This is a genomic window from Pseudomonas sp. HMSC067G02 (genome assembly GCF_001813485.1).
Lineage (GTDB): Bacteria > Pseudomonadota > Gammaproteobacteria > Pseudomonadales > Pseudomonadaceae > Pseudomonas > Pseudomonas aeruginosa.
The window spans coordinates 123,826-143,016 of sequence record NZ_KV812708.1 but is presented as its reverse complement, the minus strand read 5'-3'; the positions used below and the strand labels follow the sequence as shown (position 1 = coordinate 143,016).

The following is a 19,191-nucleotide window of genomic DNA, read 5'->3' as shown; positions in this document are numbered from 1 at the left end:
TTACAATTCGCTCTTCTGTCGTTCGATTTCGAGAATGCGGTCCCGCCCCTGCTCGGCCAGCAGGTAGCGGCCGGGCCCGATGGGCAGTAGGGACTGTGCGGAACGCAGGCGCCGTACGATCACCTGCAGCGGCCCGTCGGGCGGCAGCAGCAAGGCTCGCGCGTTATGCGTCGAGTCCTCGGTGATCCACAGGCCTTCGCTGTCGCACAGCAAAAAGCTCGGTGCATTCAGTCCGTTCAGCACCACCTCGTCCTCGGCCCCCTCATGCAGACGCATGACGTGGCCACGTTTCTTTTCCGTGTAGAAGACGCTTCCGTCCGGGCAGGCGGCCACCCCTTCGGAGCGCTGCAATCCCTCGCGCAGTACCGTCAGTCCGCCGGTCTCCGGGTCGTAGCGGAGAATCCGCCCGTCCAGGTCGCGATCCTCGGCGGCGTACAGGTAGCGGCCGTCGCTGGCGACGCCCTCCACCTGGATGCCGTCGAACAGCGGCCGGGCCTGCTGGGCATGCCACCAGAACACCGGCGAGGCGCCCTGCTCCTGGCTGATCGCGATGCCGTCGCGGAAGCTGGCCATGCCGTCGGGCTTGGACAGCCCGTCGAGCACCGTATCGCGGCTGCCATCGGCGGCGATGCGGAACACCAGGCCCTTGCCGTCCTGCAACTCCTGGCTCACGTAAAGCAGGCCGTCCGGGTCGCGGGCCAGGGCGCTGACGTGGGGAATGTCCTCGAGCACTACCCGGTAGGTCCAGCCGGATACGGTGGCCGCCGGGGCGAAACGTTGCCAGCCGAGGAAGGCCAGGGCGATGAAGAGGACGCTACCGAGCAGGCAGGAGACTACTACGCCGCTCTGGCGCAATCGTTTGGTCAGCATTCGATGCACTCAAGGACAAAACTGCCATTTATAGCCATGGCAACGGAAAAAAGCGCGCAGATTTTCCCGGATCGATTGTGAAAAAAATGTTAGCTGGCAGTAACAGGGGATGTCGGAGCGACGCATGAAAAAGGGCCTTGCGGCCCTTCTTGGTGAAGCGTCAGTCGTTGTCCTGCTTGCCGATGGCCTGCAGCACATACTGCGGCAGAGCAAACGCGCCCAGGTGGATATCGGCGTTGTAGTAGCGGGTGGCGATGCCGCTGTCGCGGAAGCGCTGGCGCAGCGTTTCCAGCGGAAGGCGACGCAGGCCTTCGCGAGTCGAGCCCCAGGCGAAGGTCATGGCGCCGCCGATATAGGTCGGCACCGCCGCCTGGTAGAAATGCCAGTCGGCGAACAGCCCGTCGGTACGTGCGGCGGTGGTGCGCACTTCCTCCAGTTGCATGAACGGCGTGCCGTTCTGGGTGACCAGGATGCCGCCCTCGTTCAGGCAGCGCCGGCAGGCCTGGTAGAAGTTCTCGGAGAACAGCACCTCGCCAGGGCCGATCGGGTCGGTGGAGTCGGAGATGATCACGTCGAAGCGTTCTTCCGTGGTAGCCACGAAGCGCATGCCGTCGTCGATCACCAGGTTCAGCCGCGGGTCGTCGAAGGCGCCCTGGGAGTGGTTGGGCAGGAACTCCTTGCACATGTCGACCACGGTGCCGTCGATCTCGACCATGGTGATCCGCTCGACGCTCTTGTGCTTGGCCACCTCGCGCAGCATGCCGCCGTCGCCACCGCCGATGATCAACACGCGCCGGGCCGCGCCGTGGGCGAGAATCGGCACGTGGGTGAGCATCTCGTGGTAGATGAACTCGTCGGCCTCGGTGGTCTGGATCACTCCGTCGAGCGCCATCACCCGGCCCATCCGGGCGTTTTCGAAAATCACCAGGTGCTGGTGCTCGGTGCGCACCTCATGCAGCATGTTGTCGATGCTGAAGCGCTGGCCGTAGCCCTGGTACAGAGTTTCCTGATAATCGCTCATGGGCCGGGATCTCCCTGGTAAGGCTGCAATCTGGCAGCGGGACTTGCCCGCGCCGCGAAGAAAGGCGCGCATTCTACGCTGGCGGCAATGACAGGTCGAACCCCGCCGGCGGATGGCGCCGGCTGCGCCGGACAGGTATCGTCTGCCCATGAGCCAGCCTACCTCTCCCCTCGTCCTGCACCTGCCCTACCAGTCGCCCTGGGAATGGCGCCAGTTCCACCAGCATTTCGCCCTGCGCCTGCTCGCCGGTGTCGAAAGCCTGGGCGACGACCACTATGCCCGCAGCTTCCGGGCCAACGGCCGCCCGGCCTGGTTCGAGGTGCGACCGCTGGCGGAACGCCAGGTCCTGGCGCTGAGCCTCAGCCCGTCCGCCCATGCCCTGGCCGCCGAACTCGAGGCACGGGTCCGCCGGATGTTCGACCTGGACAGCGACCCGGCCGCCATCGCCCGGCATTTCGCCGGGGATCCCCTGCTCGGCCCGCTGGTAGCCGCCAATCCGGGGCTGCGCCTGCCGGTGGCCTTCGACCCCTTCGAACAGGCGGTGCGCGCCATCGTCGGCCAGCAGGTCACGGTGAAGGCCGCGGTGACCATCACCGGGCGCCTGATCCAGCGCCTCGGCGAGCCGCTGGAAAATCTCGGCTACGACGGCATCAGCCACCTGTTCCCGACACCCGCCGCGCTGGCGCAAGCCAACCTCGACGGCATCGGCATGCCCGGCAAGCGGGTACAGACGCTGCAACGCTTCGCCGCGGCGATCGCCTCGGGAGAGCTGAGCCTGGACCTGGCGGACGGCCCCGAGGCGCTGGTGGAGCGCCTCTGCGCGTTGCCCGGCATCGGCCCCTGGACCGCCGAATACATAGCCCTGCGTGCCATGGGCGAAGCCGACGCCTTCCCCGCCGCCGACCTCGGCCTGCTGAAATCCACGGTCTGGGGGCCGCAAGGCATCGATGCGCGCAGCCTCAAGGCCCGCGCCGAGGCCTGGCGGCCTTGGCGCGCCTACGCCGCCATCCACCTGTGGCACCACTACGCCGCAGGCGGCTAGCGCCGCGGCGGGAGGCTACAGCCTGACGTTGCCGCGCGGGCCGGCGATGGCCCAGATGATCAGGCCGAGCACCGGCAGGACGATGATCACCAGGACCCAGATGATCTTCATCGCGGTTTCCGCAGTGCTTTTCAGGATGTTGACGATGGCCCAGATATCCAGGGCCAGGATGACCAGGCTGATCAGCCCGCTGAGGGTGGAACCCATGGCGCGATGCTCCCGAGCAAGAGTGTTCCCTCAGGATAGCCGGCGCGCTCACTCCACGACGATGTCGGCGAAGCTGGCCACCGTCGGATGGCCGTCCAGGCTGCCGCCTTCGCGGGCCAGGCCGAGCGTGCGCATGCCCGCGTCGCGCGCGGCATCCAGCTCCTGCACCACGTCGGAAAGGAAAAGGATTTCCGCGGCCGGCAGGCCGATGGCCCCGGCGATCCGCGCATAGGAGGCGCTTTCCCGCTTCGGCCCGCTGGTAGTGTCGAAGTAGCCGGAAAACAGCGGGCCCAGGTCGCCGGCCTCGGAACAGCCGAAGATCAGCTTCTGCGCCTGGATCGAGCCGGAGGAATAGACGTACAGGTCCAGCCCACGGGCCTTCCACTCGCGCAGCGCCTGCACCGCGTCCGGGTAGACGTGGCCCTTCAATTGACCGTCGCGGTAGCCCTGGGCCCAGACCATGCCTTGCAGGGCCTTCAGCGGCGTCGCCTTGCGGTCCTCGGCGATCCATTGCAGGAGGATCGCGATCGCCCGCTCGACATCGGCGTCCGCCTCACCGCTCTCGGCACGCACCGCCGCCAGTTGCGCGGCTACCTCGGGCTCCCCGGCGTGTTCGCGGACGAAGTCCGGCAGGTGCCGGGCGGCATAGGGAAACAGCACGTCGAAAACGAAGCTGACCGCGCTGGTGGTGCCTTCGATGTCGGTGAGGATGGCTTTGATGGTCATGCGGACTCCGGATGAAACCGCCCCCGGCAGGACCGGGGGCGCGGATGGTGACGGATGGGACGGTGCCTCGCTCAGTCTTCCAGCAGGGGGAAGCGGCTGGCGATGTCGTCGCCGGTGAACTGGGCGACCCAGCCCTCCGGGTTGTTGAACAGGCGCACGGCGACGAAATGCGGGTGCTCGCCCATGTCGAACCAGTGGCGGGTGCCGGCCGGCACCGAGATCAGGTCGTTGCGCTCGCAGAGCACGGCGTAGACATGCTCCTCGATATGCAGGACGAACAGGCCGCGCCCGGCGACGAAGAAGCGCACCTCGTCTTCGCCATGGCGGTGCTCGTCGAGGAACTTGGCGCGCAATTCGGCCTTCTGCGGGTGGTCGCTGTTCAGGCTGACCACGTCCACGGTGATGTAGCCGCGCTCGCGCTTGAGCCGCTCGATCTCGTGGGCGTAGGCGGCGATCACCTCGTCCTGGCTGGCGCCGGCGGCGATCGGCGCGGCGGCTTCCCAGCGTTCGAAGCGGACGCCGACCTCGGCCAGGGTCGAAGCGATGTCCTCGGCATGGGTCAGCAGCTTCAGCGGCTGCTCCGGCTGGTTCTCGTGATAGACGGTAAGGCTGCTCATCGGCTCAGACTCAGTACTTTCAGTTCACACTCGAACAGAAACTCGAAAGCTTCCACCTGACGCAGGGCATCGCTCATGCGCGCGCCCCAAGTGTACAGCCCGTGGCCGCGGATCAAATACCCCGGGCAGTGCGGATGCGCCTCCAGCCAGGGCTGCACGCGGCTGGCCAGGCGGGCGATGTCCTGGTCGTTGTCGAAGATCGGCACCTCGACCTGGCCTTCGTGGGTGGTGACCCCGGCGAAGGCCTTCTGCAGTTCGTAGTCCTGCAGCACCAGGCGGTCGCCGCGAACCAGGCGGGAAAGCACGGTGGCATTCACCGAGTGGGTATGCAGCACCGCGCCGATCGCCGGGTTCCAGGCATACAGCTGGGTGTGCAGGAGGGTCTCCGCCGAGGGTTTCTTGCCCGGTTCCAGGCTGTTGCCGGCCAGGTCGGTGGCCAGCACGTCGTCGAAGCCCAACTGGCCCTTGTGCTTGCCCGAGACGGTGAGCAGCGCGCGCTGTTCGTCCAGGCGCGCGGAGTAGTTGCTGCTGGTTGCCGGCGACCAGCCGCGGCCGTAGAGGAACCGGCCGGCGTCGATGATCTGCTGGGTCAGCTGTTCACGGTTGTCGTTCATGCCCGCACCTCTTGCAAACGGGTACTGATGATAGCGGCTGCCAGCAAGGCTGCCAGGCTGGCGATGGCGAAGGTCCAGGCAGGGCCCAGGCTGTTCCAGCTATAGCCGGAATACAGCGCGCCCAGGGCTCCGCCGGTACCGGCCAGCGCAGCATACAGGGCCTGGCCCTGACCCTGCTGGCGCGGGCCGAAGCTACGCTGCACGAAATGGATGGCAGCCGCATGAAAACTGCCGAAGGTGGCGGCATGCAGCGTCTGGGCAAAGACCAGCAGCGCCAGGCTGTCGGCCAGGTTGCCGAGAAGCAGCCAGCGCAGCGACGCCAGCAGGAAGCTCGCGGCCAGCACCTGGCGCAGGCTGAAACGTTGCAGCAGGCGTGGCATGGCGAGGAACAACATGACCTCGGCGACCACCCCCAGCGCCCAGAGCAGACCGATCAGCGCTCGGCTGTAGCCCAGCGATTCCAGGTGCAGGGTCAGGAAGGTGTAGTACGGCCCATGGGACAGCTGCATCAGGCACACGCACAGGTAGAACGCCAGCACGCCCGGCTGGCGCAACTGGGCGAGGAAGCCGCCCTCGCCTTCGCGCGGTTCGCGATGGGCCGGCTGGGCATTGGGCACCCACCAGCTGCACAGCACGATGCCGAGCATGATACCCAGCAGCGTCGCCGGGTAGACATCCAGGCTCAGGCGCTCGAACAGCGCGCCGAGACCGACCACGGTGCAGATGAAACCGATCGAGCCCCACAGGCGAATCCGGCTGTAGCTGGCGCTGCGCTCGCGCAGATGGGCCAGGGTGATGACCTCGAACTGCGGTAGCACGGCATGCCAGAAGAACGCGTGCAACGCCATCACCAAGGCCAGCCAGGCGTAGCTGTGGCTGACGAAGATCAGCGAGAAGCCCAGCGCCGTGCATACCGCGCCGAAGCGCACGATGGCCAGGCGCTGGCCGCTGCGGTCGCCCAGCCAGCCCCACAGGTTGGGCGCGACGCAACGCATCAGCATGGGAATCGCCACCAGCTCGCCGATGCGCGGGCTGGGGAAGCCCAGGTGATGGAAATACAGGGCGAGGAACGGCGCCGTGGCGCCGAGCAGGCTGAAATAGAAGAAATAGAAGCTGGACAGGCGCCAGTAGGGAACCGCACTGGTCACGATCCGCCGTTCACCCGTCCCGCACCGCGGCCTGCCACAGCCCTCACAGCTGCGGCAGGACCGGCGTGTCGACGCGCACGTCGGCGTTCTGCCCACGCTGGCGCAGCAACTGGTCGAGCAGGACGATGGCCATCATCGCCTCGGCGATCGGCGTGGCGCGGATGCCGACGCACGGGTCGTGACGGCCCTTGGTGATCATGTCCACCGGCTCGCCGGCGGTATCGATCGAGCGCCCGGGAGTGGTGATGCTGGAGGTCGGCTTCAGCGCCAGGTGGGCGACGATCGGCTGGCCGGAGGAGATCCCGCCGAGGATGCCGCCGGCATTGTTCGACAGGAAGCCTTGCGGGGTCAGTTCGTCGCGGTGCTCGGTACCGCACTGGGCGATGCTGGCGAAGCCGGCGCCGATCTCCACGCCCTTCACCGCGTTGATGCTCATCAGCGCATGCGCCAGTTCGGCGTCCAGGCGGTCGAAGATCGGCTCGCCCAGGCCCGGCGGCACGCCTTCGGCAACCACGGTGATCTTCGCCCCGACCGAATCCTGGTCGCGGCGCAATTGGTCCATGTAGGCCTCCAGCTCCGGCACCTTGTCCGGGTCGGGGCTGAAGAAGGCATTCTGCTCGACGCTGTCCCAGCTCCTGAACGGAATCTCGATCGGCCCGAGCTGGCTCATGTAGCCGCGCACCTGGATGCCCAGGCCCGCCAGGTATTTCTTGGCGATAGCCCCGGCGGCCACGCGCATGGCGGTCTCGCGCGCCGAAGAACGGCCGCCGCCGCGGTAGTCGCGCACGCCGTACTTGTGGTGGTAGGTGTAGTCGGCGTGGGCCGGGCGGAACAGGTCCTTGATCGCCGAGTAGTCCTTGGACTTCTGGTCGGTGTTGCGGATCAGCAGGCCAATCGGCGTGCCGGTGGTCTTGCCCTCGAACACCCCGGAAAGAATCTCCACCTCGTCGGCTTCCTGGCGCTGGGTGGTGTGCCGGCTGGTGCCGGGCTTGCGCCGGTCGAGGTCGCGTTGCAGGTCCCGGGCGGACAGTTCCAGCCCCGGGGGGCACCCATCGACGATGGCGACCAGCGCCGGGCCGTGGCTTTCGCCTGCGGTGGTGACGGTGAAGAGCTTGCCGTAGGTGTTGCCGGACATGCGAGGCTCCGCGTGAGGACGAGAGGGAAAGACATGGGAGTATACCCGTCAAGGACGGGCCTGCGAACCTTCCCCGGAGGACGCGATCAAAGCGCTATCATCGGCCCATGAAGACCTCCATGCCGCGCGCCCTCCTCGCCCTGTTCTGCCTGCTCGCCAGCCTGGCCCACGCCGCTCCCAACAGCATCCTGCACCGCCCCTACGACCTGGACACCGGGCACGGCGTGCTGCGCGGCTCCTTGCTGCTGCCGCGCAGCGCCGTGCCGCCGCCGGTGGTCCTGCTGGTCGCCGGCTCCGGTCCCACCGACCGCGACGGCAACAACCCCTTCGGCGGCAACAACCGCTACCTGCTGCGTCTCGCCGAGGCCCTGGCCGAACGCGGAATCGCCAGCGTGCGCTACGACAAGCGGGGAGTCGCCCGCAGCCTGGCGGCGGCGCCGCGCGAGGAAGACCTCAGCGTCGGCGCCTATGTCGACGACGTGGTCGCCTGGAGCGAGCGGCTGGCCCGCGACCCGCGCTTCTCCCGGCTGATCCTGGTCGGCCATAGCGAAGGCGCGCTGATCGCCAGCCTGGCGGCGCCTCGCACGCCGGCCGAGGAATTGATCGCCATCGCCGGCAGCGGCCAACCCATCGACCGGGTGTTGCGCGAGCAACTGCGCGGTCGCCTGCCGCCGGCGCAACTGCGCCAGGCCGACTCGGTGCTGGCTTCGCTGAAGGCCGGCGAGACCCGCAGCGATATCCCGCCGGCGCTCTCCAGCCTGCTCCGACCCAGCGTGCAGCCGTACCTGATCTCGCTGTTCCGCGAAGACCCGGCCCGCGCGTTCGGCCGCCTGCGCATCCCGACCCTGATCGTCCAGGGCCGCAATGACATCCAGGTCGGCGTCGCCGACGCCAAGGCGCTCCAGCGGGCCAAGCCCGACTCGCAACTGGTGCTCATCGACGGCATGAACCACATCCTGCGGATCGCCCCGAGCACCGGTCTGCAGCAGCTTTCCGCCTACAACGACCCGAACCTGCCGCTGGCCCGGCAACTGGTCGAGGCGGTCAGCCGCTTCATCCTGCGCGGCGCAGACGCGGAAAAAGGCCGCTGAGCCGCTACAGAAATCGCTTCCCGCGCCGACAAGTTCTGAAAGCCGGCCCGTGAAGGCGGCCGGCCAGAGGATGTCCGATGATCGATAGCGATACCCAACCGGCCGCAGAAGAAGCCGAGAAGAAACCGCCGCACCCCTGGGCCGAACTGGCGCCGGAGCATTTCCGCCTGCTCCGCCTGGCGCCGCTGCCCACCGACCGCGCGACCGGCGCCCGCCCCCTGCGCTTCGTCCAGCTCGGCAGGGTCGAACGGCATAGCGCGGACCAGAGCCTGCTGCGCCTGAGCATCCAGGTGCCAGGCCTGATGCTGCGCAAGGAGCAGAACCTGCTGGAGGTCTGGGCCGATCATCGCAACAAGGAAGTGCGTTTCGGCTCGGACGCCGGGCTCAGCCTTGAACCCTTGAACCGCGGGCTGGGCCGTTTCCTGCTGGCCCAGGCGATCGCCTGGGCGCAACGACGCTGGGCCCACTACAAGGTGGAAGGCGGCGCACTGGCGCTGAAGGATGGCCTGACCGAAGACGCACGCCTGCGCCGCGACCATTTCATCCGCGCCCAGGGCTTCGACGTCAGCTATGAGGACCAGCGGTTGCTCAAGGCCCGCTACAGCGCCGGCCGGGTCAGCGAGCTGCACAGCGATTGGCACAAGGACAAGGTGCAGATCGTGCCGCTGCTGGACGCCGCGGCGATGCTGGAACAGGCCGAGCAGACCCTGCAGGCCCAGGATGCGGAGATCCGCCAACTGGAACAGCGCATCAACCACTACCGCCGCGACGACACCAGCTTGCGCTTCACCATCGCCTGCCTGACCGCCTTCGCGGTGTTCCAGGCCGGCCTGCTGATCTGGATCGCCACTCACTGAACCGGCGGCACCAGCCGCCTCCGATCACTTTTCCAAGCGCGAACGGAACAGTTCCCGGTGCTCGCGGCACTGCGCGGCGGACAGCATGAACACCCCGTGGCCGCCGTGCTCGAACTCCAGCCAGGTGAAGTCCACTTCCGGATACAGCGCCTGCACATGGACCTCGCTGTTGCCCACCTCGACGATCAGCAGGCCTTTCTCGCTGAGGTGGTCGGCCGCCTCGGCGAGCATCCGTCGCACCAGGTCCAGGCCGTCGTCGCCGCAGGCCAGGCCGAGTTCAGGCTCATGATGGAACTCCGCCGGCATGTCGGCGAAATCCTCGGCATCCACGTAGGGCGGATTGGACACGATCAGGTCGAAGCGCTGGCCGGGAAGCCCGGCGAAACCGTCGCCCTGGACGGTGTAGACCCGCTCGCCGAGGTCGTGGCGCTCGATATTGACGTTGGCCACCTCCAGCGCATCGAAGGACAGGTCGGCGAGCACCACCTCCGCCTGCTCGAACGCATAGGCGCAGGCGATGCCGATGCAGCCGGAACCGGTGCAGAGGTCGAGGATTCGCGCCGGCTCGGCCGGCAGCCAGGGCGCGAAGCGCTGTTCGATAAGTTCGGCGATAGGCGAGCGCGGCACCAGCACGCGTTCGTCGACGCTGAAGGGAATCCCGCAGAACCAGGCTTCGCCCAGCAGGTAGGCCGCCGGAATCCGTTCCTCGATGCGCCGCCGGAGGATCTCCGCCAACTCGGCGCGTTCATCGTCTTCCAGGCGGCAATCCAGGTAGCTGTCAGAAATTTCCCAGGGAAGGTGCAGGGAGCCCAGAACCAGGTGGCGCGCCTCGTCCCAGGCATTGTCGGTGCCGTGACCGAAGAACAGGCCGGCGGCGTGGAAACGGCTGACAGCCCAGCGGATGTAGTCGCGCAGGGTGAGCAGACGGGACTCGGACATGACGGAATTGCTCCTCGCAACGCACAAAAGGGCGACATTCTAGCCGATCGCGCCGGAGCTGGCCTCCAGCGCGGGAAGTCCATACCACTTTAGTGCGCATGCGGCAAAGGTTCACAGGCTCGCCGATAGGGGCCAGAATGAAAGGCATGTGCCTTCTCAGGAGTAGTGACATGCCTCATCCGCTCACCCTTTTGCAGATCAGCGGACGCGGCTACCCGCCAGCCCCCCTTCGGCAGAGCACCTTGCTGATCATCGATGCCCAGGAAGAGTACCGCAGCGGCGCCCTGCGCCTGCCAGGCCTCGACGCCGCCGCCGCGGAGATCGGCGTGCTGGTGCAGGCGGCCCGCGCCAGCGGTACGCCCATCGTGCATGTACGCCACCTGGGTATCCAGGGCGGCCTGTTCGATCCGCAAGGGCCGCGCGGCCAGTTCCTCCCGGAACTGCAACCGGAAGCCGGGGAAAAAGTCGTGGAGAAACGCCTGCCCAATGCCTTCTCCGGCACCGAGCTGCACGACCTGCTGCAGAACCACGGCCGTCTCGACCTGATCGTCTGCGGCTTCATGACCCATTCCAGCGTCAGCACCACCGTGCGCGCGGCCAAAGACTACGGCTACCGCTGCACCCTCGCCGATAGCGCCTGCGCCACCCGCGACATACCCACCCTGAACGGCGGGGTCCTGAGCGCCGCGGATCTGCAACGCGCCGAGATCGCCGCCCTCGGCGACAACTTCGCGGCGATCGTCGCCCAGGCCCGGGAACTGCTCTGACCGCCCATCCAGCCGCCCTCCCGTCCCGCCCTGCGGAGGACTAGTCTGCCTGCAGGGCCATGGCTTGCAGCGAGAAGACGAGTGGCGCACGGTTTGCCCACGGCTCCCGGGAATCCGGGAACCCGGCCGGAAGGTTCCGGTCCTAGCCCCGATGACACACGAGGAAGTCGGGATGAAGTTGTCCGATAGTTTCGATGCGCGCCGGCTGCGCCCGCGCCGGCCGAGAGTCTGGCGCTGGCGCCTGGCGGCGGCGTTCGCGGCCCTGGTGGCGAGCCTGGGCGTGCTGCTGTCGCTGGCCGGCACCTCGGCCTTGATCGGCCGCCAGCCGGCTGTCGGCATGCTGCATATCGAACCCGCCGCTGGCGGCGTCTTGCTGGCCCTTGGCCTGCTGTCGCTCTGCCTCGGCGTGTTCTTCTGGCGTTTCAGCCGCCGTCGCAGCCGCCGCAACAGCGACCTGAGCCTGTCGCCGAACCTGATGAAAAAGCGCGACTGAGCGGGCTGCCGGCGTGCGGCCGATCCGGTAAACTGCGCCGCTTCGCGGAGGCTCCCATGCAAGACGACGACTTTTCCCTGTTCAAGAGCGAGATGCGCGGCGTCAAGCGCATCTCGGTCGATCGAGCCGATACCGGCAAACCTCGCAACGACCGCCAGCAACTCAAGCAGCGCCAGCTCAATGCCAGCGTGCGCAACGACGAAATCCGCGTCGACGGCCTGTCCGACCAGTTCGTCATCGACGTCGGCCCCGAGGACGAGCTGTCCTGGGCCCGCGACGGCGTCCAGGAAAGCCAGTTGCGCAAGCTCAAGCAGGGCCTGGTGCCCTTCGACGGTAGCCTCGACCTGCACGGCATGAGCGTGGAGAAGGCCCGGCAGACGCTATGGGACTTCCTTGCCGAGGCCACCCGCCTGGAAATCCGCTGCGTGCGCGTGACCCATGGCAAGGCCGCGCGCAAGGACGGACGCAGCCCGCTGGTGAAAAGCCACGTCAATACCTGGTTGCGCCAACACCCGCAGGTGCTCGGTTTCACCTCCTGCCTGCCACGCCACGGCGGCACCGGCTCGGTCTACGTGATGCTGCGCAGGACCATGCTCGAAGGCCGCGACGAGTAGCCGGCAAGCGCCGAGTCTTGCCAGCGGCCCGGCGACGTCCTACCCTCCGCGCTGGTAATCGTCTGACTGGAACGCTCATGTCCCTGGAACAACACTACTCCTCGATCCTCACCCAGCTCGGCGAGGACGTTAACCGCGAAGGTCTGCTGGACACGCCCAAGCGTGCCGCCAAGGCCATGAAGTACCTGTGCCGCGGCTACCAACAGAGCCTGGAAGAAGTCGTCAACGGTGCCCTGTTCAGCTCCGACAACAGCGAAATGGTATTGGTCAAGGACATCGAGCTGTACTCGCTCTGCGAGCACCACCTGCTGCCCTTCATCGGCAAGGCCCACGTGGCCTATATTCCGAACGGCAAGGTGCTCGGCCTGTCGAAGGTCGCGCGGATCGTCGACATGTACGCCCGCCGCCTGCAGATCCAGGAGAACATGAGCCGGCAGATCGCCGAGGCGGTCCAGCAGGTCACCGGCGCCCTCGGCGTCGCGGTGGTGATCCAGGCCCAGCACATGTGCATGATGATGCGCGGCGTGGAGAAGCAGAACTCGTCCATGGTCACTTCGGTGATGCTCGGCGAATTCCGCGACAACGCAGCCACCCGCAGCGAATTCCTCAGCCTGATCCGCTGAGGCCAGGTCCGCTGGCGAAAGAACCGGCCCCACTGGGCCGGTTTTGCGTTTCCTTCCCCGGCGATCAGCCGAAGAAGCGCTTCATCGAGCGCGACAACCAACCGCCCTCGCTCTTGTCCTTGACCAGTTCGGACATGCTGTGGCGTACCGCATCCACATATCCGGCGTCGTCGTTGCGGATGTGGTTGAACAGCCAGCGCGAGAGCAAGCCCTTGAGTTCATCGCCGACATCCTCGCCGGCCTGGAAGCGCACCCGGTATTCGGAGACCCGGCGGATGAACAGCTCGTGGATCTTCTTGTGCGCCCGGGAAAACTGGTAGCCGGCATCCTCCATCAGGGTTTCCTCGAAGGCGAAGTGCGACAGCGTGTAGTCCACCAGCTCCTCGATCACCTCGGCGATCGCCGCGTGTTCCTTGCCTTGCTGGGCGTCGTGCAGGTGATTGATCATCTCGACGATGCGTTTGTGTTGATTATCGATGACCTGAATACCGGTATTCAGGTCATCCTGCCAGACCAGATGCGCCATGATGACTTCCCCCAAGCGAACAGCGAACGGCCTTTCCGAACGGCCTGGGGCCAGGGTATTTTTGTGACGCAGTACGGGTATTGACGCCGGTCAAGCGGGACAAGATGTTAATGAATTTCGCATGAATTCATTCGCCCCCCTCGCGGCGGCATGCCCGCCCGATCCGCTCGGTTTCGCGCGGCTGAACATCCGCCATCGTCGCCGGAAAGCGGCGTCACCAGTGGTCCCGACAGGACAGGAAGGAAATGAACCTGATCGCGCACGTGGAAATACCGGTGTCCGACCTGGAGAGGGCGATGCGTTTCTACGCCTCGGTGTTCGGAGTGGCGTTCGGCGAGGTAGCCACCCTGCACGGAAGCAGAATGGCGCATTTCCCCTTCGAGGAAGGCCGTGACGGTGCCAGCGGCGCACTCGCCGAGGGCGACGTCTACGTGCCTACGCTACATGGGGCGATCATCTACCTGAATGTCGCGGACCTGGATGTCGTCCTTGCCCGGGCCCTCGGCGAAGGCAGCGAAATCCTCTTCCCGAAGACGCCGCTTGGCGACGGCGTGTTCATCGCCGAGATCAGGGACAGCGAAGGCAATCGTATCGCCCTGCAGAGCGCTTGCGGAGAGCGGCCGTAGAGGTCCTGCAAACCGAGCGCCGCCGGCTCAACGGGCAAGAACGCCGGCCAGCCAGGAACGCCGCGCGCCCAGCGCTTCCTGCAATTCGCGGACGCCGATGCAGCGCCGTTCGGGGTCGAGGCTCAGGGCGGTACGCAGCGCCGGCCAGCAGCGCCGAGGCAGGTGTCCGGGCGCGCGCAGCTGGCGCTCCAGCCCCTGCTCCCGGGCCTGGTTCGAGGGCAGGCGGCGGAACGGATGGCGACCGTCGGCCAGTTCGTAGAGGACGCAGGCCAGCGCATACAGGTCGGCTGCCGGCGACAACGGCGCACCCTCGAGCAGTTCGGGAGCGGCGTAGCCCGGGGTCCAGGCGTCGATGCGGCCCCGGCTGAGCTGCGGCAGGCCGTCCAGGATGCCTGCCTGCGCCTGGCCGAGGCCGAAGTCGAAGAGCCGCACGCCCTCCTCGCCGAGCATCACGTTGCTCGGCTTCAGGTCGCCATGCAGCACCCCTTGTTCGTGGACATAGGCCAGGGCGTCCAGCAACGGCCGGGCGATCGCGCTCAACTCGGACCAGGGCAGGCCTTCGGGACGCTCGCAGAGCAGGCGATCGAGCGGCAGGCCAGGCATGAGTTCCATGACGATGTAGGCGCGCTGGCAGACGGTGTCGACGTCGAAGGTGAACAGACGCACGACGTTCGGATGGCGCAAGCGCCGGGTCAGGGCGAACTCGCTATAGAGCAAGGCGCTGGCGTCGGGTGACTCGGCGACCGATTCGTTGAGCAGCTTCAACGCTACCAGCGGCGCCGGGTCGCCGAACTGCTCATGGAGCAGGTCCCGGGCACGGTATACCGTGCCCATGCCGCCGGCGCCGAGCATCCGCTCCAGACGGTAGCGCCCGGAAAGAACGTCCGGCAGCGGACCGGGCAACACGGCCGGCAGGTCCGGCGCCGAGGCGGTCGGGGCGGCGAAGGCGAAATAGGTCAGGTTCGCGCCGCCCTCCTCCTCCGGCAGCAGCTCCAGCGACGACAGCGGTTCGTTCATTGGCGGATCACCACGGCCGTCAGGTTGTCCCGCGCGGCGCCGCTCAGAGCGCCGTCGAACAGCCGCTCCACCGCCACCTGCGGCGATGCCAGGCTCAACGCGCGGCCCAGCGCATCGGCGCTCAGCTCTTCGTAGAGCCCGTCGCTGCAGAGCAGGAAGACATCACCGGGATGCACCTCCAGTTCCAACACGTCCAGCACCAGTTGTTCGCTGGCGCCGACGGCACGGGTCAGCGCGCGCGCCGAGGGATAGGCGCGCGCCTGCTCGATATCCATCCGCCGTTCGTCGACCAGTCGCTGCAACAGCGAGTGGTCGCGGGACAGCTGGTACAGCCGCTGGCCGCGCCACAGGTAGCAGCGGCTGTCGCCGACCCACACGCAGGCCGCCCGCGAACCCTCCACGACCAGCGCCACCACCGTACTGCCGATGATCCTGTCGCCGCGTTCGGCGCTGAGGGTGAGTTCCTCGCCCAGGCGCCGGTTGAGCCAGTGCAGGCACTGGCGCATCGCGTTCAGGCGCTCGTCGAATCCCGCCCGGGCCGGCAGTTCCGCCAGGCTGGTGACGATCATCCGGCTGGCCAGGTCGCCGGCCTGGTGCCCGCCCATGCCATCGGCGACCACCCAGAGCCCGCGATCCGGGCAGTCCAGGAAGGCATCCTCGTTGCGCGCGCGGACCTTGCCGCGATCCGTGCGCGCCGCGCTGCGCCAGGGCTCGGTGCGTTGCATCAGAGCTGCACCGGCATGCGGAAGCTGCGCAGGACCGCGAGATCGAACGGATTCGGCGTGCGCTGGGCGAGCAGCAGGTAGTTGGCGCGCAGGCCGCCCAGGTCGGCCTTGAGCACCATCACGTCACGCCCGCTGAGGTACTCGGTCTGCATCAGGTCGAACAGCCTGAACAGCGACCAGGGCCCGGTATTGCGTTCGATTCCCACCGGTCGCCCGGCCATCTTCTCCAGCACCAGGCTGGTGCGGCCGCCGTCGGCGTCGCTGGGCCACTTGAACGACATCGGCACGATCGGGCCGTGGCGGTATTCCATGGATTGACCGTCGAAACGGAACTCGGCGCGGCTGACGCCAGGATCGAGGGTATAGGGCTCCAGGCGGAAGCGCACCTGTGGCTCGGCCGGGTTCTCGGCGAAGAAGCTCTGGCGGATCACCTGGGCCGTGCCCATCTGGTCGAGATAGACCTTGGACATCGGCAGGCTGTAGCCGTCCACGCTGCGCAGGCGATAGCTGCCCGGGTCGCCGCTGACGAAGGGCCGCATGTAGGTTTCGAAGAAGCGTTCGGCGACGCCCTGCGCCTTGAAGAACTCGCGGAAATCGCTGACCGCGACATCGCTGGCGCTGTGCGCGTTGAACGGGTAGCGCTTGTTGATCGCCTTGCTGTAGAAACCGTACAGCTCGCTCTGGTAGCGCTGGTTGAGGTACAGGTAGGCATCGCCGAGGACCAGCCGCCAGGCGTCTTCGGCCAGCACGCTGAACCATCCGCCAAGCGGTCGCGGCAGTCGTGCGGAGGCGTTGCGCAGGTTGCTCAAGGCATCGCGCTGGCCGCCCATGCGGCTCTTCGCCATGTCGAAAGCCGCCTGCTCCGGCTGGCTGGCGCGCGCCAGTCCGGCGAGTTGCAACTGCAACTCGTTGAGCGCCTGCAACAGTGGGGTGAGGTCGGCCGCCGGGCCGTTGTTATCGTCGAGCAGGCGATGCAGGGGCTCGAAGCGGCGTTGCAGGGACTTCTTCGCGGTATCCGGCAGGTTCTTCGCCAACGCGTCCCTGGCCTTGCCGGCCGCCGCGGCGGCCGCCTTGCCCAGCTTGCCGCCCTTTTCCGCGGCCTTGTCGCTGGCCTCTGCCAGCGCCTCGGCGCTCTCCGCCAGGACCGGGAAACGGGTGTTCTCACGGACCTCCAGCAACAACTGGAGGATCGGCGAGTTGGCGGCGAGCAGCCCGGAAACCTGGTCGGCGCCCTCGCCGGCATCGTTGAACGGCAGCAGGCCCAGGCGTCCGACCGCCTCGCTCCAGAAGTTCGCGTAGTCGCGGAAATACAACTGCTCGAGTTCGACCATCAGGCGCCGCAGGTCCATGTCGCTGATCCCGCTGCCCTCGCCCAGGACCCAGTTGTCGCGAAGGATGTCGTTGACCAGGCTGGCGCCCTGGACCACGAAGTACTGCTGGTAGCCCTGCTGGGTGTAGAACCCCGGGATCACGTAGTCGGTGCCGACGAACAGACCGGCCTGCGGCCCCAGGTGCTGGCCGAAGCGATACTCGGGCAGGCTTCGCGCCTGTTCGCGCAGCACCCGGTAGACCACGTTGGCCAGGGACTCGCTGCGCAGCACCTGGCGCGCCTGGGCCACCAGGGTGTCGTTCAGCGGATAGCTGAACGGTTGCTCGAGCAGACGGGCGAAATGCGTGTTCAGGCCATTCTGCACGGTGCCGTTGCCGGCATAGCGCTGCGACCAGTCGTTAGCCACCCAGTCCTTGAGCCATCCGTTCTCGCGGCGCTCGCGCAGATTCAGCATCAGGTAGGCCCGCAGGCTGTTGAGCAGGCGTTCGCGATTCTGCATGTTGCCGCGGATCTGCGCTTCGAGCATCCGCGCCACGCGCGGCAGCAGTTGCGTCTCCAGCTCGCGGCGATAGGCAGCGGCCAGCGGTGGGTTGACCTCGTTGCCCTGGTACAGCCCGGCGCGCTCGTGCAGCGAGACTTCGCCTTTGGGCGGAAACACGGTGGTCGCCGCATAGCTGCTATCCAGCGTCTTCAGCGCCGCCATGGCGTCATCGCGCTCGCCAAGCGCCTGGCGCTGCTGGGTCCATTGCTGCGCCAGCTCGCGGACCCGCTCCAGGCGCTCGTGGTTGGCCGAGAAACCGCCAGCCCAGAGCAGGCCGAATAGCAGAAGGAGCGCCAGCGAGCCGACGTACAGGGCGCGCTGGCCCCAGTGGATGCGCGTGCGTTCGCGGCGATCGAGACCTGCCAGGTTGGCCTCGGGGAAGATCACCTGGCTCAGCAGGTGATGGATGAAGCGCGAGCGCCCGTTGCGCAGGGTCGGCAGCAGGCCGCTGGCGATCCCCAGGTTGGCGCCGATGCCGGCGGTGTCCTCATCCAGCTGCTGGGCCAGGTGCGGCGCACTGGTCAGGTAGAAGCCGCGCAGGCGGCTGGCGCGCTGGTAGCGGTTGCCGGTGAAGGCGAGTTCGACGAACAGGCACAACCGCTCGCCGATCTGGCCAAGCTGGTGCGGGAAGTCGAGGATGCGACCGCGACGCAGGGTATCGCGCTCCTGGTGGATGCGCATGATCACCTGGCTGTTCAGGCGTCGCAGAAGGTCCTCGAACGCCTGGCGCAGGACCGTCACATCGGTGCCGTTCTGCTCCTTGCCGAAGCTGGTGCCCAGAACCTGGTCGCTCTCCTCGCGGCTCAACTGGTCGAAGAACTCGTCGAAGCCGAGCAACTGGTCGGCCTTGCTCAGCACCAGGTAGACCGGCAGATCGAGGTGCAGGGTCTGCTGGATTTCCTGCAGGCGCGCGCGCACCTGGCGAGCCAGCGTATCCAGCGCCATCTCGTCGTCGCTGAGCAACGTTTCCACCGGAATCGACACCATCACGCCATTCAGCGGCCGTGCGCGGCGGCGCTTGCGCAACAGGCCGAGCAGGGTCGCCCAGGCGCCCCCGTCGACCTCGCCGTCGGCTTGGGTCAGGTAGCGCCCGGCGGTGTCGATCAGGACGCCGTGGTCGGCGAAGTACCAGTCGCAGTAGCGCGTGCCGGCGGTATCGCGGGTCAGCTTGCGGTCGATCCGGTTGATCGGGAACTCCAGTCCGGAAAAGTCCAGCAGGCTGGTCTTGCCGCTTCCCTGCGGGCCGATCAGCAGGTACCAGGGCAGCTCGTTGCGCCAGCGCTCGCTACGACCGCGGTACAGGCTGGAGGTCTTCAGGGTGCGCAAGGCGTCCTTGAAGCGGCTGCGCAATTCCTTCTGTTCGTCTTCGATCAGACCGTCGCGGCGCAAGCGCTCCTGGCCCTCGTCGCTGTCCTCGACGGCCTTGCGCCGCACTCCGGCGCGCCAGCTGACGAAGACCATCGCCAGCCCCCAGACCAGGAACATCAGGCTGATGCTCAGCAACCGCGAGGTCGGGCTTTCCCAGAACTTGTAGTCGGCGACCGCCAGCAGCGGCCCGACGAACCACACCAGCAATGCCGCCAGGAGTACCAGCAGCAGCGTCCAGACCCACGTCTTGCGCAGGAAGGCGCCGACTTTCTTGAAGAAGTTTTTCATTTCGCG

21 protein-coding genes are annotated in these 19,191 nt (G+C 67.2%); 8 read left to right on the top strand and 13 right to left on the bottom strand.

What is annotated here, in order from left to right; translation table 11 throughout:
• Together HMPREF2914_RS23615 and speE are read right to left on the bottom strand one after the other, a co-directional pair.
• Positions 1 to 870, bottom strand: a complete 870-nt coding sequence (locus HMPREF2914_RS23615) for an NHL repeat-containing protein (RefSeq protein WP_003087664.1) — start codon at positions 868 to 870, stop codon at positions 1 to 3.
• A 160-nt stretch (positions 871 to 1,030) separates the two neighbouring features.
• Positions 1,031 to 1,891, bottom strand: a complete 861-nt coding sequence (gene speE, locus HMPREF2914_RS23610; protein ID WP_003103196.1) for a polyamine aminopropyltransferase — start codon at positions 1,889 to 1,891, stop codon at positions 1,031 to 1,033.
• A 148-nt stretch (positions 1,892 to 2,039) separates the two neighbouring features.
• Between speE and HMPREF2914_RS23605 the strand changes: the two genes are divergently transcribed.
• Positions 2,040 to 2,933, top strand: coding sequence for a DNA-3-methyladenine glycosylase family protein (locus HMPREF2914_RS23605; protein ID WP_003087659.1), 894 nt, complete (start codon positions 2,040 to 2,042; stop codon positions 2,931 to 2,933).
• 15 nt (positions 2,934 to 2,948) lie between these two features.
• Here the strand turns inward: HMPREF2914_RS23605 and HMPREF2914_RS23600 are convergent, their stop codons facing one another.
• The 6 genes from HMPREF2914_RS23600 to aroC form a co-directional block, all read right to left on the bottom strand.
• Complete coding sequence (locus HMPREF2914_RS23600; protein ID WP_003140068.1) at positions 2,949 to 3,140, bottom strand: PLDc N-terminal domain-containing protein; 192 nt, start codon at positions 3,138 to 3,140, stop codon at positions 2,949 to 2,951.
• A gap of 48 nt (positions 3,141 to 3,188) precedes the next feature.
• A complete protein-coding gene (gene mtnC / locus HMPREF2914_RS23595; RefSeq protein WP_003087657.1) occupies positions 3,189 to 3,866 on the bottom strand; it encodes an acireductone synthase in 678 nt (225 codons plus the stop codon).
• A gap of 71 nt (positions 3,867 to 3,937) precedes the next feature.
• Complete coding sequence (locus tag HMPREF2914_RS23590; protein ID WP_003087656.1) at positions 3,938 to 4,483, bottom strand: 1,2-dihydroxy-3-keto-5-methylthiopentene dioxygenase; 546 nt, start codon at positions 4,481 to 4,483, stop codon at positions 3,938 to 3,940.
• Positions 4,480 to 5,097, bottom strand: coding sequence for a methylthioribulose 1-phosphate dehydratase (locus HMPREF2914_RS23585; RefSeq protein WP_003103182.1), 618 nt, complete (start codon positions 5,095 to 5,097; stop codon positions 4,480 to 4,482). Before HMPREF2914_RS23585 ends, HMPREF2914_RS23590 begins: the two co-directional genes overlap by 4 nt.
• Positions 5,094 to 6,245: an MFS transporter gene (locus HMPREF2914_RS23580; RefSeq protein WP_003087654.1), complete on the bottom strand. Its 1,152-nt coding sequence runs from the start codon at positions 6,243 to 6,245 to the stop codon at positions 5,094 to 5,096. The genes HMPREF2914_RS23585 and HMPREF2914_RS23580 overlap by 4 nt, the downstream gene beginning before the upstream one ends.
• Before the next feature lie 43 nt (positions 6,246 to 6,288).
• On the bottom strand, positions 6,289 to 7,380 hold the full coding sequence (aroC, locus tag HMPREF2914_RS23575) for a chorismate synthase (RefSeq protein WP_023091980.1): 1,092 nt from the start codon (positions 7,378 to 7,380) through the stop codon (positions 6,289 to 6,291).
• 107 nt (positions 7,381 to 7,487) lie between these two features.
• On the opposite strand from aroC, the gene HMPREF2914_RS23570 reads away from it, so the two are divergent.
• Complete coding sequence (locus HMPREF2914_RS23570) at positions 7,488 to 8,471, top strand: alpha/beta hydrolase (RefSeq protein WP_003132885.1); 984 nt, start codon at positions 7,488 to 7,490, stop codon at positions 8,469 to 8,471.
• A gap of 77 nt (positions 8,472 to 8,548) precedes the next feature.
• Entirely contained in the window at positions 8,549 to 9,328 is a 780-nt protein-coding gene (locus HMPREF2914_RS23565) for a hypothetical protein (protein WP_003087649.1), read from the top strand.
• A 24-nt stretch (positions 9,329 to 9,352) separates the two neighbouring features.
• Here the strand turns inward: HMPREF2914_RS23565 and prmB are convergent, their stop codons facing one another.
• Positions 9,353 to 10,267, bottom strand: a complete 915-nt coding sequence (gene prmB, locus HMPREF2914_RS23560; protein WP_003087648.1) for a 50S ribosomal protein L3 N(5)-glutamine methyltransferase — start codon at positions 10,265 to 10,267, stop codon at positions 9,353 to 9,355.
• A 170-nt stretch (positions 10,268 to 10,437) separates the two neighbouring features.
• Between prmB and HMPREF2914_RS23555 the strand changes: the two genes are divergently transcribed.
• The 4 genes from HMPREF2914_RS23555 to folE all read left to right on the top strand — a co-directional run bounded on the left by HMPREF2914_RS23555 (position 10,438) and on the right by folE (position 12,764).
• The gene (locus tag HMPREF2914_RS23555) at positions 10,438 to 11,034 is read left to right on the top strand and encodes a cysteine hydrolase family protein (protein WP_003103179.1); all 597 of its coding nucleotides are present in this window, start codon (positions 10,438 to 10,440) and stop codon (positions 11,032 to 11,034) included.
• 172 nt (positions 11,035 to 11,206) lie between these two features.
• Positions 11,207 to 11,527, top strand: a complete 321-nt coding sequence (locus HMPREF2914_RS23550) for a hypothetical protein (protein WP_003087644.1) — start codon at positions 11,207 to 11,209, stop codon at positions 11,525 to 11,527.
• A 56-nt stretch (positions 11,528 to 11,583) separates the two neighbouring features.
• Positions 11,584 to 12,141, top strand: a complete 558-nt coding sequence (locus HMPREF2914_RS23545) for a Smr/MutS family protein (RefSeq protein ID WP_003087642.1) — start codon at positions 11,584 to 11,586, stop codon at positions 12,139 to 12,141.
• 77 nt (positions 12,142 to 12,218) lie between these two features.
• Entirely contained in the window at positions 12,219 to 12,764 is a 546-nt protein-coding gene (gene folE, locus HMPREF2914_RS23540) for a GTP cyclohydrolase I FolE (RefSeq protein ID WP_003087639.1), read from the top strand.
• A gap of 64 nt (positions 12,765 to 12,828) precedes the next feature.
• On the opposite strand, the gene HMPREF2914_RS23535 is transcribed toward folE, so the two are convergent.
• A complete protein-coding gene (locus HMPREF2914_RS23535) occupies positions 12,829 to 13,290 on the bottom strand; it encodes a bacteriohemerythrin (RefSeq protein WP_003087637.1) in 462 nt (153 codons plus the stop codon).
• 245 nt (positions 13,291 to 13,535) lie between these two features.
• Between HMPREF2914_RS23535 and HMPREF2914_RS23530 the strand changes: the two genes are divergently transcribed.
• On the top strand, positions 13,536 to 13,916 hold the full coding sequence (locus HMPREF2914_RS23530) for a VOC family protein (RefSeq protein WP_003110435.1): 381 nt from the start codon (positions 13,536 to 13,538) through the stop codon (positions 13,914 to 13,916).
• A gap of 27 nt (positions 13,917 to 13,943) precedes the next feature.
• On the opposite strand, the gene HMPREF2914_RS23525 is transcribed toward HMPREF2914_RS23530, so the two are convergent.
• From HMPREF2914_RS23525 to tssM, 3 genes are read right to left on the bottom strand one after another with little or no spacing between them, the layout of a single operon-like run.
• Positions 13,944 to 14,933 (bottom strand): serine/threonine-protein kinase, encoded by a 990-nt coding sequence (locus tag HMPREF2914_RS23525; RefSeq protein WP_003140077.1) that lies wholly within the window; start codon positions 14,931 to 14,933, stop codon positions 13,944 to 13,946.
• Positions 14,930 to 15,658, bottom strand: a complete 729-nt coding sequence (locus HMPREF2914_RS23520) for a PP2C family protein-serine/threonine phosphatase (RefSeq protein WP_003110437.1) — start codon at positions 15,656 to 15,658, stop codon at positions 14,930 to 14,932. Before HMPREF2914_RS23520 ends, HMPREF2914_RS23525 begins: the two co-directional genes overlap by 4 nt.
• Complete coding sequence (gene tssM / locus HMPREF2914_RS23515; RefSeq protein WP_023091981.1) at positions 15,658 to 19,185, bottom strand: type VI secretion system membrane subunit TssM; 3,528 nt, start codon at positions 19,183 to 19,185, stop codon at positions 15,658 to 15,660. The genes HMPREF2914_RS23520 and tssM overlap by 1 nt, the downstream gene beginning before the upstream one ends.
• Positions 19,186 to 19,191 lie beyond the last annotated feature (6 nt).